The following is a 14,112-nucleotide window of genomic DNA, read 5'->3' as shown; positions in this document are numbered from 1 at the left end:
CCTCAACTGGTGAGCAATGTTGAATTTGGCAATACTGTTGAAGAATTTTCCATATTTAGAATTCACAACTTTTAAGGGAAAAATTATGTAGATTTGTATAAATGGAAATGAAGGAGACACTCCGTTATTACTGCAAGAAAATTGGTGAAATCCCGGGGTTTATCCCTGCGGAGAGACGGATTGTTATATTGTCCGACGAGAGACTTAAGGGAATTTTTGAAAATCTTTTCCCATACCCCATAATAACAATGGAGTCGAGCGAGGATAAAAAATGCTTTGAAACCATTGAGGAACTCACTATCAAACTAATGGATACCGGTGCTGACAGAGGCACCCTTCTTCTTGTTGCAGGTGGCGGAATTGTGGGTGATGTCGGCGGCTTCCTCGCATCCACATATTTCAGAGGGGTGGATTATGGATTAATCCCAACTACCCTGCTTGCCCAGGTTGACTCATCTATTGGCGGGAAGAGTGCCATCAATGTCAGAGGCTATAAGAATATACTTGGTCAATTTAATCCCTCTGATTTTACAATATTCTGCAGTGAGTTTCTTGACACTCTGCCAAAAAAACAGATTAATGAGGGGCTGGCAGAAATGGTTAAAACTTTGCTTATCGCTGATAAAGCCAGTTATCTTGATGCTGTGGATGTAATAAGCGGAGGAAGCCCCTATCTAAAAAAGATTTCAGCATTTTCAGAACTATTCCCTTTTATTAAAAGGGTAACAGAGATTAAAAGCGAGATTGTAGCCAGGGACCCTTTTGAAAAGGGAGAGAGAAAGTTGCTCAATCTTGGTCACACTTTTGGCCATGCGCTGGAAAAACAATGTGGGATATCACACGGAGAGGCGGTAAGTATAGGAATAGCATTATGTGCAAAACTATCTTCAAAACTTAGACTCCTGTCAAAATCCGCAGAGGATAAAATAATCCGGGACCTGGACTCTTTAGCTCTTCCTTATATTCCCCCTGTACACCCAAGAGAATTGGCTGAAGTGATGACAAAAGATAAGAAAAAAGATGGTGAGGCTATCCAGTTGATTCTTTTAGAAGGAATTGGAAAGGCTGTTATTTACCCTATTACAATTGATCGATTAAAAGGATTGTTAAATGATTTGTCTTAGTTTACAAAAGTTGAATTACAAGGCTCTTCTCAAAGCAATTTCCCGTGCCGAGATGTCCGAAATTCGCCTTGATTTGATGGAATTAACTGTTAGTGAGATAAGCAAGTTATTCTCAAAAGAGTCAAGCTTAATTGCAACTTGCAGGCTGGAGAAACAACCTAAAGAGGTATGCTTTGATAAATTAACAGCTGCTATTAAAGGAAATGGTCCGGTCAAAAAGAGCAAAATTGTAAAATATGTAGATATTGAGTATGATGCCCCTGCAGAGTATCGGGAAGCTATCGTAACTCTGGCCCGGGAAAATGGGTTTGGGGTAATACTCTCTTACCATAACTTTTCAAATACTGATCCTTTTGAAAGGCTTTTAGAGATTACCGGAAGATGCTTTGAGTATGGTGCCGATATTGCAAAAATTGCAACAACAGCTATTATTACAGAGGAGGGAGTAAGAACTCTGAGGCTTTACAGACATTTTGAGAAGCAGCGTTTACTCGCTTTCAGTATGGGAAATGCCGGAAAATTCACTCGGCTTCTTTCGCTAAATTTGGGCGCGCCATTTACATTTGCAGCACCAAAGGGAGAGCTTGCAACTGCCCCCGGACAGCCTCTGGCGGACGAAGCCAAAGCGGCAGTTAATCCAAAGAGCTACTCTCACAAAATAAAATACAGAACAATTCAAAGTTCAATCAAGGCTCCATCTTCTAAAAGTCACGCTCAGAGAGCAATCATTGCGGCAAGTATGGCTAAGGGGATCTCTAATCTTTATGGTTACACCCCATGTAACGACACTGACGCTGCATTAGAACTGGCGAAGAAGTTTGGTGTTCAGGTCAAATATAAAAGTAAGAGAGGGCACCTCACGATAAAAAGTCCAGGTTCCAATGCCATAAGTCTCAATTTTACAAAGTCAAAATCGCCACTTACATTTAATGCAGGCGAATCCGGTCTTCTCTCAAAGCTTATGATTCCAATATCAGGACACCTCTCAGTGAACAGGAAAATTACAATTACCGGAAAGGGGACCCTGTTAAAAAGAGAGTACACAGGTGTGGACGAGATTCTTGAAAAAGTTGGAATCTCTTTTGAAACAGCAAACGGGTACTTACCGGGAAGAATTAACGGCTCGTTAAAAGGGGGCACCATTCAGATCTCCGGCAAGGGAGGATCTCAATTAGTTTCCGGTCTGTTAATGGCTTTACCGCTCTGTGTTGATTCAAGCAAAATAGAACTTGAGAGTCCAACCAGCAAACCATATATTGACCTTACTTTAAAAACCCTGCGTGATTTTAATTTAAAGGTAACAAACAATAACTACACACAGTTTGTAATCCCGGGAAGACAGAGATACAGGAAGAAAATATTCTATCAGATACAGGGAGACTGGAGTTCTGCCGCTCTTTTAATGGTTGGGTCAGTTATTTCAAAACCTGTAACTATAAAGAATCTTGAGATAAATTCTCTTCAAGCCGATGAGAAAATCCTTGATGTACTTAAGGCCACAGGAGTGGAACTGGAAGTTCATGAGGGGCCAAAATACTTGATAATGTGTGGTGATGTCCCTTGCGTTTTCCGGGACAATCCGGATGATGAGGATTGTTGTTCAGGAAAAATTGAGATTAAAGAGAGTAAGTTGCCGTTGAAATCATTTGAATACGATGCAACAGACTCTCCGGATCTCTTTCCGCCTCTTGTTGTACTCGCCCTTAATTGTGATGGTGAGAGCCGGATAAAGGGGGTAAGCAGATTATACAACAAAGAGAGCAACAGGGCAGAGACACTCTTTTCTGAGTTTGTTAAACTTGGTGCAGACATAGATATCCAGGGAGATTATATGATAATTAAAGGGGGTAAACTCCATGGAGGGTACTGCAATACACATGGTGATCACAGAATAGCAATGGCTCTTTGTATTGCCTCACTTAACATAGATGAACCTCTTTATCTTGATAACATGGAGTGTATTTCAAAATCCTACCCGGGCTTTATAAGCAATTTTGTAAAATGAACAGATTTGGCAACAGATTCAGAGTATCAATATTCGGAGAATCACACGGAGCCGGACTTGGTATTGTAGTTGATGGCATTCCTTCCGGGATACCACTGTCAGCAAATGATTTTATTGCAGACTTGTCAAGAAGAAGACCTGGTGCATCAGGAACAACATCCAGAATAGAGGCAGATCAAATTAATATTATTAGTGGTTTGCATAACGGCTTCACAACTGGCTCTCCACTTTGTCTGCTTTTCTCTAATGAAAACACTAGACCATCTGATTATGAAAAGTTCAGAAACCACCCCAGGCCGGGTCACGCAGACTTCAGTTCACGGGAGAGGTTTGGAGAGCACGCAGACTTAAGAGGAGGAGGACATCACTCAGGGAGAGTTACAATAGGGATCGTAGCAGCAGGTGTAATTGCCAAAAGAATAATTGAACCGGTATCTGTACTATCATCTATTCTTGAAATTGGAGGGGAGAATCCGTGGAATGATGCTTTAGAGAGGGCAGCTAATAAAGGGGACTCACTTGGAGGTGTTATTGAGTGTATAATATCTGACCTTCCTGCGGGAATAGGTAACCCATTTTTTGACTCCGTTGAATCCGTTATTTCACATCTGATTTTTGCAATCCCGGGAATCAGGGGGATTGAATTTGGCGATGGATTTGCAGCATCCAGAATGCTAGGATCAGAACATAATGATCCAATCATTGATCCCTCCGGAAAAACATTTAAAAATGGTGCTGGTGGAATTAACGGAGGTATTACAAACGGGAATGATATCGTTTTCAGAGTTGCAGTCAAGCCTACATCAAGTATTAGTATTCCACAGAACACATTTAATTTTGATTCCGGCAAAGTTGAGGAGCTTATCGTAACCGGAAGGCATGATACCTGTTTTGCACTTAGGGTTCCCGTTATAGTTGAAGCGGCGGCGGCTGTTGCAATTGCAGATTTTCTTCTTTAACAGACTCTCTCAATGATTTAATATAGCAACGCCTTTTTGAGTACACTTTTCCGGGATAGTAATCAAAAATGCTCTGAACAGCTTTGTTTGTCTCCAGTTGAGGATTTGCAATAACCCTCTTTACACCCAGTCTGATAAAGTTTGAGTTTAAATAATCAAATATAACAGCATTAATACCTTTGTTTTGATACTCAGGAATTATTCCAATCATATAAAGATCTACTAGTTCAAAGCTTTTAAGAGCTTTAAGCAGTTTAAAAAATCCAAATGGGAACATCCTCCCCTTTGACTCTCTCATAGCCCTTGAGAGGCTAGGCATTGTGACAGCAAATGCGACTACTTTATCCTCTTCATTAACGACAAGGCAGACAAGGTCCATATTTATCAGAGGGAGAAACTGATCTACATACCACTCAATTTGTTTCTGGGAAATTGGGGTAAATCCGTATAAAGGGACAAATGCTTTATTAAGTGCATTGAAAAGGTCAAGTGCATAGGACCTTAACTCCTTCTTCGATTTCACTTCAAGAATTGAGACTCTGTATTTCTGTTTGACTATCCTTGAATACTGTTTCAGTTTTTCAGGGACATCCTCAGGAACATCAAATTCGCGCTGAACCCACTCGGCATCCTTAATAAAGCCGAGCTTCTCCAAATGGTCCGGATAATAAGAGTAGTTGTAGAGAGTTGTAAATGCCCCCATATTTTCAAAACCCTCGGTAAGCATTCCCTCTCTGTCCATATCGGTAAAACCAAAGGGACCATTAACAGCTGTCATTCCCTTCTCATATGCTAACTCCTCAACCTTCCCAAGCAAGGCCCCTGAAACATCAATATCATCAATGAAATCAAGCCAGCCAAATCTCATATTTTTTGTTTGCCAGTCACGATTTGCATTATGATTAATTATTGCAGCAACTCTTCCTATAACTTTTCCATCTCTCTCTGCAATAAAATACCATGCTTCACAATATTCAAAAGCGGGATTTTCTGACTTTAAAAGAGTCTTGTACTCATCGCTCCACAATGCATTTACCCAGTATGGACAATTCTTATAAAGCTTTTCAGGAAAGGAGATAAATGCCTTTAATTCCACCCGGCTTTTTACCTCCCTTATTATTACGCTCATCAGTAATATTATTTAATAACTGAACCGGCCACTGCATTTGCAACAAGCGCCCTGAGTCTTACAACACTCCCTTTATCAACCGGGTGTACTCTGTGTGCAAGAAGTATTACAGCTGTTTTTGAAACAGGGTCTACAATGAATGAAGTGCCTGTATATCCTGTATGGCCGAATGTTCTTTCAGGATGGAACAGATTTCCGTTATTTGATGCATATGAGGAGTAATTATCCCAGCCCAGGGATCGCCCTTCACTAATTACCTGAGCCGGCACTCTTGTCATAGTCTCTAATGTTAGCTTACCTAATACTCTCTTTCCGTTATACTCTCCACCATTCATAAGCGCTGCTGCCAGAATTGCGAGATCCTCTGCATTTGAGAAAACTCCTGCGTTTCCTGAGTTTCCATCGTTAAGAATATTTGCGATAGGATCATGTACCCTTCCTAAAAGAACTGACCCGTCTTTTTGTTTTTCTGTTGGAGCAACCAGTTTAAGAAGCTCGCCTGATGGATTATAAGTAGTATTCTTCATACCAAGCACATCAAAAACATTCTTCTTAGAGTAATCCATCAACTTCATTCCTGTAATATTCTGAAGAATATTCTGAAGCGTTACAAAGTTCAGGCAGCTGTACTGAAAATCAGAAGTAGGCTTAAAGTCTCTTTTACAGTTTGAAATCCAGCTCATCAATGCTGTTGGATTTGGGGCTCCGCTTTGCTCAACAATAGTGGCTACCGGAGCGTAAGGAGGAAGTCCGGAGGTGTGTGTAAGCAGATCCACTACCCTTATCTCAATTTTTCTTCCGGTTATGGTATCTGTCCATGGCTTGAAACCAGGTATAAACATTGAAACATTGTCAGTTAATCTTACCCGGCCTTGTTCTACAAGCTGCATAAAAGCTATAGCTGTACCTACAGGCTTACTCACTGACGCCAAATCAAAAATAGTATTCACAGTCATCTTCTCCTGAACAGGATAAACAGATTTATTACCATACGCTTTTAGATAGGCCATCTTCCCATTTCTTACTACAGCCAGAACTGCACCGGGTATTTCACCATTATTAATTGACTCTTCAATTATTCTGTCGACTTGTGACAACCTTATCGGATCCATACCCGCCTCAGAAGGGGTAACTCTTTTCAGAGGCTGTGCATATGCTGTAATTGCAAAAAGGGATAAAACGAAGATTAGAGGTAAATTTTTCATAGAGTGCTGGGGTTATATATTAAGCAAAAGTACAAAAAAGTAGTGTAATTAATAGCACCAAAAAAAATTGAGTAATGAACAATCATTACTCAATTTTAAAATTGTTTGTTAACTATCAGAAATACTAACCCTCATTGGAGTCTCTTTGTGGACGCTGTCCGCGAGAGTTATTTGATCTGCCTCTGCTTCTGTCACCACCTCTGCCACCTCTGCGATCTCCGCCACCGCGACGATCACCGCCTCTGCCACCTTGGTGACCACCACCTTGAGATGATGCAGCATTAGCTGCCATTCCAACATTAGGAGAAAGATCTCTCTTTCCGTATACTTCACCATTACATATCCAAACTTTTACTCCCAGAACACCTACCTTGGTATGTGCCTCTGCATGAGCATAGTCTATATCTGCACGGAAAGTATGAAGTGGAGTTCTTCCCTCTTTGTATAGCTCTCTTCTTGCCATTTCAGCTCCACCAAGACGGCCACTGATAAGGACTTTGATGCCCTCTGCGCCCATCCTCATTGTTGAAGCCATTGCCATCTTAATAGCACGGCGATATGAGACACGACCCTCAACCTGGCGTGCAATATTATTTGCTACTATATTTGCATCCAGTTCAGGTCTCTTTACTTCGTAAATATTTATCTGAACCTCCTTATTGGAGATCTTCTTTAGCTCCTCTTTTAGCTTGTCAACCTCCTGTCCACCTTTTCCGATAATAATACCGGGACGGGCAGTATGAATAGTAACAGTAATTAGCTTAAGAGTTCTCTCAATAACTATTCTTGATAGTGAAGCTTTAGCAAGACGAGCGTTAAGATACTCGCGTATCTTAGCATCTTCCAGAATTTTACCTGCGTAGTCAGTTCCACCGTACCAGTTAGAGTCCCAGCCACGGATAATACCAAGTCGGTTTGATATAGGATTTGTTTTTTGTCCCATCTTATTGCTCCTCTTTTACGGTTTTACTTTTCTTCTTTCCAAGTACAATGGTAACATGGTTTGAACGCTTACGAATCCTTGCTGCACGACCCTGAGGTGCAGTTCTGATTCTTTTAAGAGAACGACCTTGCCCAACCATAATAGATTGAACGCAAATGTTTCCATTTTCCAGTTCCTTGCGGTCTGCTTCGTTTTTAGCCTCCCAGTTTGCAATTGCAGAACGAAGAAGTTTCTCTAAACGAATTGATGCCTCCTTCTTGGTATACTTAAGTATATCCAAGGCGCGGTTTACCTCTACACCTCTGATGATGTCTGCCACGAGGCGCATCTTCCTTGGTGAGGTAGGAACATCATTCAGCTTGGCAAAAGCTGTCTGCTTCCTTATTTCTTTATGCCTTTCGGCTGCTTCTCTTTTTCTAGCTCCCATTATTGTGGTTTTTTACACATTAATTAATTAGCGATTACCAGAGTGCCCCTTAAAGGTTCTGGTGGGTGCGAACTCGCCGAGCTTGTGTCCTACCATATTCTCTGTAACATATACCGGAATAAACTTATTTCCGTTATGAACTGCAATGGTGTGGCCCACAAAGTCGGGTGAAATCATGCTGGCTCTTGACCAGGTCTTGATAACCTCTTTTTTGCCTGCTTCATTCATTGCCAATACTCTCTTCTCGAGAACGGCTTGAATGTAAGGACCTTTTTTTAATGAACGACTCATACTCTATTCAGTTTATTCCGTTATTTTTTCCTTCTTTCAATAATGAATTTTTTGGTAGTCTTCTTAGGATTACGTGTCTTGTAGCCCTTTGCTGGAATACCTTTTCTTGAACGAGGGTGTCCTCCGGATGCCCTGCCTTCACCACCACCCATAGGGTGATCTACCGGATTCATCACAACACCACGGGTTCGTGGTCTGCGACCCATCCAGCGCTTACGGCCGGCTTTACCATCCGATTCCAGATTATGATCTGGATTGGACACTGTTCCAACAGTAGCGCGACAAGCGGTGAGAACCATCCTTGTCTCTCCTGAAGGGAGCTTAAGGATTGCGTGGTCACCTTCGCGAGCCAGCAGCTGAGCGTATGCTCCTGCACTTCTTGCCATTGCGGCACCCTGACCGGGACGAAGTTCTATGTTATGAACAAGTGTACCAAGTGGAATTTCTGAGAGAATTAGAGTGTTACCAAGCTCCGGAGCTACTCCGGGACCCGATGAAATCACCTGACCAACTTTAATTCCGTTAGGAGCTAAAATATAGCGTTTTTCTCCGTCTCCGTAAACAACAAGTGCAATCCTTGCACTTCTGTTTGGATCATATTCAATAGTCTTTACAGTGGCTGTAAAATTGTCCTTATCACGAAGGAAGTCGATAACACGATACATCCTTTTGTGACCACCACCAATATAGCGCATTGTCATTTTGCCCTGTCCGTTACGACCACCGCTTTTACGCAGTGGCTGAAGGAGTGATTTCTCAGGAGTAGAACAGGTAATCTCGTCAAATGCGCTTATAGCCTTATGTCTTGTACCGGGTGTAGCCGGTTTGAATTTGCGTATTGCCATAGAAATTAAATGTTACTGTAGAAATCAATCTTATCTTCACCTGCCAGGGTCACATATGCCTTTTTAAAGTGGTTTGCGCGACCAGACAATAATCCCGCCTTTGTAAAGCGGCTTTTCTTTTTTCCGTGGTAATTAACGGTATTTACATCCAATACCTTTACACCATACATCTCCTCAACCGCAGCTTTGATCTCAATCTTATTTGCTTCGCGGTCAACCTCAAATGCGTAACGATTCAACTTTTCGCCTTGAATCGTCATTTTTTCTGTTACTATAGGCTTAATTAATATTCCCATTTCAATGCGGCTTATTTGCGTCCGTACTGTGCCTGCAGAATATCCTGAACGCCATCAACAAACACTACACTGGTTGAATTAACCAGGTCATAAGTGCTGATTTCGTTTACAGTGATAACCTTTACATTTTGCAGGTTTCGTGAAGACATATAAATATTCTCAGAGTTTTCAGGAAGCACAAAGAGAATTTTTCTGTCATTTACCTTAAGGTTCTTAACAATTTTAATCATCTCTTTAGTCTTTGGAGCCTCCAGATCGAATGACTCTACAATGGTAAGAGCACTCTCTTTCACTTTATATGAAAGTGCGGAGAATCTTGCCAGCTGTTTAAGTTTCTTATTCAATTTGAAACTATAGTCTCTGGGCTGAGGTCCAAAAGCTCTGCCACCCCCAACAAATGTTGGAGACTTAATGCTGCCGTGACGGGCGCCGCCAGAGCCTTTCTGTCTTACAATCTTTTTTGTACTGTAAGCAACTTCCCATTTCTCCTTGGTTTTGTGTGTACCCTGACGCTGATTTGCAAGATACTGCTTTACATCAAGGTAAATAGCGTGATCATTCGGCTCTATGCCAAAGATACCGGAATCAAGAGTCACCTTCTTGCCTGACTCAGATCCATCTATTTTGTAAACTGATAATTCCATAGACGCTTAATCCTCCACGATTACATAAGAACCTTTTGCTCCGGGAACAGATCCCTTTACAATAAGAAGATTATTCTCAGGAATAACCTTAATAACTTTGAGGTTCACGATTTTTACCTTGTCACCGCCCATACGGCCGGCCAGTCTCTTACCTTTAAATACTCTAGAAGGCCAGGAAGAGGCACCCATTGATCCCGGAGCACGAAGTCTGTTGTGCTGACCGTGAGTTGCGCCGCCTACTCCGGCGAATCCATGGCGTTTCACAACACCCTGAAATCCCTTACCCTTAGATATTCCTACTACATCTACCCACTCCAGAGGATCCTTAACGAATACGTCTGAAACGGTGACGGTATCACCTAACTGAAGATCTCTTGTGAAATCCATAGGGAATTCAACAATTTTTCTTTTAGGTGTGGTGTCTGCCTTTTTGAAATGGCCCTTAAGCCCTCCGCTGGTGTGTTTTTCTTTCTTTTCGTCATAGGCAAGCTGTACAGCGGCATAACCATCTTTCTCTTCTGTACGAATTTGCGTAACAACACACGGACCAGCCTCAATAACGGTGCATGGAATGTTTTTTCCATCGGCACCGAAAACGGATGTCATTCCGATTTTCTTTCCAATTAATCCAGGCATTGGTTGTTAATTTGGTGTATTATAATTAATTACTAACCCGCATAAAATTTGCGGGCTGCAAATATACGATAAAAACTTGAAAATACAATAGTCTTCAGTAAGATATCAACAGGATATGCACAATATCCGGGTCTCTCTTTTTATAATCCCACTCTGGTAAGCAATGCTCTCTTTGCCGATGACTCTTTTAACATTTTTACAAAATAAATAGCATCGGCCCTGTCAGTAACCTTTTTGGTTTTCTCATACTTCTCTACGTAATGAGTTGCATGTTCCATCAAAAACTTTCTGCAGTCAATATTAATCATGACACCATCTTTATAGTCGGCATAAGACATCCCTTTAACCTCATCACCAGATGTGACGGATTCTATATCCGCCATTTTTAGGCCCTTGACATTTATTGTTACAGATGGATAATAGAAATAATCGGATGAAGGCAAAAAGACCTCCAGCTTGACTGTTTTGTTATCTTTTATAACTTTTACATTGCCGTTCAGCCGGTAGTAATTATACTCATAATACTCTTCAAGGCTGGGAGCCCACATTGAATCATCACCATCTTTGCCGTAGGTATTATTAAGCCAAAGAAGATGATTAGCAAAGTAAGTGCCTGTTTGATGGACAAAAACAGCAACTGCCTCCCTTTGTTCTTTGGGTAGTGCGAGCTTTTTCTCAATATAATTTCTGAAATTTTCTTCAACAACAGGCTCTCTTCTTAAAGGGATATTGTAAAGAGCTGACGGATTTTGGAAAGGATATATTGCCTCCACTTCTGTCTGCGCGGTAATTACCTGAATTTCCGGGATAATCTTAGCAGCTTCTATATAGACTTTATTCCCTTCTGGTTCTGCTAATGTTTTACATCCCCTGCCTTTTAAGGTATCTAGTAAAATCTTTTGAGATATCTCTAAATGTTTTTTCACGCTATCTACGATATCAACTGCAGTTGTCTTCACATCATGAAAAGCTATACCAACACCAGTATTTAACATCTCTTTAACATTGCTGAATGTAAGACACTCGTTCATTTTGAAACGATCTTGATTAACATTGAAGCCAGGTAAAACACTAGGCTTTCTATTCATAGAGTGCTTTTCAGGCTCAACTGTAATCAAGAAAGAGAACCTTACTTCTTTTCCCGCCCCATCAGTACTGCCGAGAGTTTTTCCCAAAGTCATTATACCGGGAGGAAAATCTTCAGCCTCTAAGTGCTCAACATCATAGTAATGCTTATCAACAGGTATTGGTTTCCCATGAATAGCAGCCCATGTTACGCAAAAAGATTCGTGTCTTGTATCATCCTGAGAAAGTAGAAAAAGCCACGATTTATTATATTTCAACGGTGGAATTTCTGCTCCAATTTCATTAACAGTGGCATCATTTTTAAGGTTAATGCTAATTGATGCGGTAATATTTTTTTGTTCTGAAGAGAATGGGTAAAGATACCTATTGGCCTGAATATATGGATTTGGTATGGGCTTAGGAAACTTAATACAAGAGGAGTTAAACACGAGAACAAAAATTATCAAAAAACTAATGCTTGAATAAGAAATCCTAAGTCTCCTATGTTCCATAATTTATAATTTTAAGATAATAGAGTATGTAAATTTGACACTATTAGTTTCACAGCAATCGCAAGCAGAATTATTCCAAAGAACTTTCTCATTACATAAATTCCTCCCTTACCTATCTTCTTTGATATTAAATCAAGATTACTAAGCACCAGATATACAATAAGGATATTTATAAATAAGGAAATAATAATATTTTCAACAGCATATTCTGCCCTAAGTGACAAGAGCGTGGTGAATGATGCTGCTCCAGCAATCAATGGAAAAACTATAGGGACAATTGTTGCCGAATCTGTTGGCCCGTCATCTTTGAAAATCTGAATACCAAATATCATCTCAATTGCAAGAACAAGAAGCACCAGAGCACCAGCAACTGCAAATGATGAAATATCTACCCCAAAAAGGCCCAGCATAGCCTGACCCACAAAAAGAAATGCAACAAGAATTGCAAATGAGATTACAGCTGCATTAAGCGGGCTAAAGCTCTTCTTCTTCTCCTTCATTCCAATTATTATTGGCACGGAACCTAAAATATCAATAACTGCAAACATAACAATGAATGCACTAAAGATCTCTTTTATGCTGAAATTCATATTAATAATTTATGTAAATATATAATTTTCTTTTTATTTATTGCAAAAACAGAGTTGTTAAATTGAACCAAATCTGAATGGTAAAAATAACTAAAAACACCTTGTTTCCGGGCCTTTGCCCTAGAAACAAGGTGAATTTAGTGCTCGGGACGGGAATCGAACCCGTACGGACATTACTGCCCACAGGATTTTAAGTCCTGCGTGTCTACCTATTCCACCACCTGAGCGATAGTGTCTGAACCATCAAAAAAGACCTCTCATAGCGGAGAGGTCTTGTTTGATGTAGAGCGGAAAACGAGACTCGAACTCGCGACCCTAACCTTGGCAAGGTTATGCTCTACCAACTGAGCTATTTCCGCGTTTTGGGACTGCAAAAGTAATAATTTTTTCTCTCCTTCCAAAAAAATTATCAAACTACATTCTCAAACTGTTTAAGAAATCTTAAATCATTCTCAAAGTAATGCCTGAGGTCCTTAACTTGCCACTTAAGCATTGCAATTCTCTCAATTCCCATTCCAAATGCAAATCCACTATATTGAGTGCTATCTATTCCATTTGCCTCTAAAACATTAGGGTCTACCATCCCGCATCCCATAATCTCAAGCCATCCTGTACCCTTACAAATATTACACCCCTTTCCACCACAAATATTGCAACTTACATCAACCTCTGCGCTCGGCTCAGTAAACGGAAAATAAGAGGGCCTTAACCTGATCTGGGCATTCTCTCCGAACATCTCTCTGGCAAACAGTAACACGGCCTGCTTAAGATCCGCAAACGAAACATCTTTATCAATGTACAGCCCCTCTACCTGATGAAAAATACAGTGCGCTCTGGCAGATATAGCCTCATTTCTGAAGACCCTGCCCGGACAAACAATTCTAATTGGAAGAGGCATTTTTTCCATTGCCCTGACCTGTGCCGAGCTGGTATGTGTTCTTAAAAGCACAGGATTATCCCCTTCCGTTATAAAGAAGGTATCCTGCATATCTCTTGCAGGGTGTTCAGGAGGGAAATTAAGGGCTCCGAAAACATGCCAGTCATCTTCAATTTCAGGTCCTTCAGCAACCTCGTATCCATATTTACTGAAAATTGAAAGAATCTCCCTTCTGGTAATGGATATAGGATGTCTTGATCCAAGATCCAAAGCATCTCCCGGTTTAGTCAAATCAAAGTCTGCCCCCTCGCTTTCTAAACTTTCATCCAGCATTTGTCTCAGCTGATCAATTTTATTGGAGGCAGCAACCTTTAAAGTGTTCAACACCTGCCCGAGCTCCTTTTTTTGTTCAGGAAGAACATTTCTGAACTCCTCAAAAAGTTGTGTAATTGAACCCTTCTTTCCAAGGAGTCTAACTCTTATCTCTTCAATCTCCTGCTCTCTCTTAGCCGCCAGTTGTTCCACCTCGGCCAGGAGCTTATCAATTCTCTCTTTCATTTTTTG

General features: G+C 40.8%; 15 protein-coding genes and 2 tRNA genes. 3 read left to right on the top strand and 14 right to left on the bottom strand.

The genetic code is table 11. The features are described from left to right. Positions 1-101: 101 nt before the first annotated feature. From U5907_07830 to U5907_07820, 3 genes are read left to right on the top strand one after another with little or no spacing between them, the layout of a single operon-like run. Positions 102-1,124, top strand: coding sequence for a 3-dehydroquinate synthase family protein (locus U5907_07830; protein WRQ32483.1), 1,023 nt, complete (start codon positions 102-104; stop codon positions 1,122-1,124). Further along, entirely contained in the window at positions 1,111-3,129 is a 2,019-nt protein-coding gene (gene aroA / locus U5907_07825) for a 3-phosphoshikimate 1-carboxyvinyltransferase (GenBank protein WRQ32482.1), read from the top strand. Before U5907_07830 ends, aroA begins: the two co-directional genes overlap by 14 nt. After that, positions 3,126-4,088, top strand: a complete 963-nt coding sequence (locus U5907_07820) for a chorismate synthase (protein WRQ32481.1) — start codon at positions 3,126-3,128, stop codon at positions 4,086-4,088. Before aroA ends, U5907_07820 begins: the two co-directional genes overlap by 4 nt. On the opposite strand, the gene U5907_07815 is transcribed toward U5907_07820, so the two are convergent. The 14 genes from U5907_07815 to pheS all read right to left on the bottom strand — a co-directional run bounded on the left by U5907_07815 (position 4,039) and on the right by pheS (position 14,106). Further along, a complete protein-coding gene (locus tag U5907_07815) occupies positions 4,039-5,217 on the bottom strand; it encodes a hypothetical protein (GenBank protein ID WRQ32480.1) in 1,179 nt (392 codons plus the stop codon). The two genes, U5907_07820 and U5907_07815, sit on opposite strands and share 50 nt — an antisense overlap. 8 nt (positions 5,218-5,225) lie before the next feature. Then, positions 5,226-6,422: a serine hydrolase gene (locus U5907_07810; GenBank protein ID WRQ32479.1), complete on the bottom strand. Its 1,197-nt coding sequence runs from the start codon at positions 6,420-6,422 to the stop codon at positions 5,226-5,228. A gap of 124 nt (positions 6,423-6,546) precedes the next feature. Next, on the bottom strand, positions 6,547-7,365 hold the full coding sequence (gene rpsC / locus U5907_07805) for a 30S ribosomal protein S3 (GenBank protein ID WRQ32478.1): 819 nt from the start codon (positions 7,363-7,365) through the stop codon (positions 6,547-6,549). 1 nt (position 7,366) lies between these two features. Then, positions 7,367-7,792 (bottom strand): 50S ribosomal protein L22, encoded by a 426-nt coding sequence (gene rplV, locus U5907_07800; GenBank protein ID WRQ32477.1) that lies wholly within the window; start codon positions 7,790-7,792, stop codon positions 7,367-7,369. Positions 7,793-7,819: 27 nt separating this feature from the next. After that, positions 7,820-8,083, bottom strand: coding sequence for a 30S ribosomal protein S19 (gene rpsS / locus U5907_07795; protein ID WRQ32476.1), 264 nt, complete (start codon positions 8,081-8,083; stop codon positions 7,820-7,822). Between the two features lie 20 nt (positions 8,084-8,103). Continuing rightward, entirely contained in the window at positions 8,104-8,928 is an 825-nt protein-coding gene (rplB, locus tag U5907_07790; GenBank protein WRQ32475.1) for a 50S ribosomal protein L2, read from the bottom strand. A gap of 5 nt (positions 8,929-8,933) precedes the next feature. Then, entirely contained in the window at positions 8,934-9,224 is a 291-nt protein-coding gene (gene rplW / locus U5907_07785) for a 50S ribosomal protein L23 (GenBank protein ID WRQ32474.1), read from the bottom strand. Positions 9,225-9,235: 11 nt separating this feature from the next. Next, positions 9,236-9,868 (bottom strand): 50S ribosomal protein L4, encoded by a 633-nt coding sequence (gene rplD / locus U5907_07780; GenBank protein ID WRQ32473.1) that lies wholly within the window; start codon positions 9,866-9,868, stop codon positions 9,236-9,238. A 6-nt stretch (positions 9,869-9,874) separates the two neighbouring features. Beyond that, entirely contained in the window at positions 9,875-10,504 is a 630-nt protein-coding gene (rplC, locus tag U5907_07775; protein ID WRQ32472.1) for a 50S ribosomal protein L3, read from the bottom strand. Between the two features lie 140 nt (positions 10,505-10,644). After that, complete coding sequence (locus tag U5907_07770; protein WRQ32471.1) at positions 10,645-12,081, bottom strand: hypothetical protein; 1,437 nt, start codon at positions 12,079-12,081, stop codon at positions 10,645-10,647. Between the two features lie 11 nt (positions 12,082-12,092). Then, positions 12,093-12,677 carry a MarC family protein gene (locus tag U5907_07765; protein ID WRQ34092.1) on the bottom strand — a complete coding sequence of 195 codons (585 nt, stop codon included), beginning with the start codon at positions 12,675-12,677 and terminating at the stop codon, positions 12,093-12,095. Positions 12,678-12,812: 135 nt separating this feature from the next. Continuing rightward, positions 12,813-12,898: transfer RNA gene (locus U5907_07760), tRNA-Leu, on the bottom strand. A 59-nt stretch (positions 12,899-12,957) separates the two neighbouring features. After that, a tRNA-Gly gene (locus U5907_07755) sits at positions 12,958-13,030 on the bottom strand. 50 nt (positions 13,031-13,080) lie between these two features. Beyond that, positions 13,081-14,106, bottom strand: a complete 1,026-nt coding sequence (gene pheS / locus U5907_07750) for a phenylalanine--tRNA ligase subunit alpha (GenBank protein WRQ32470.1) — start codon at positions 14,104-14,106, stop codon at positions 13,081-13,083. Between the last annotated feature and the right edge of the window lie 6 nt (positions 14,107-14,112).

It is taken from the genome of Bacteroidales bacterium MB20-C3-3 (assembly GCA_035609245.1).
In the GTDB taxonomy this organism is placed as follows: Bacteria; Bacteroidota; Bacteroidia; order Bacteroidales; family UBA932; genus Bact-08.
This window is presented reverse-complemented; position numbering and strand designations above follow the sequence as displayed.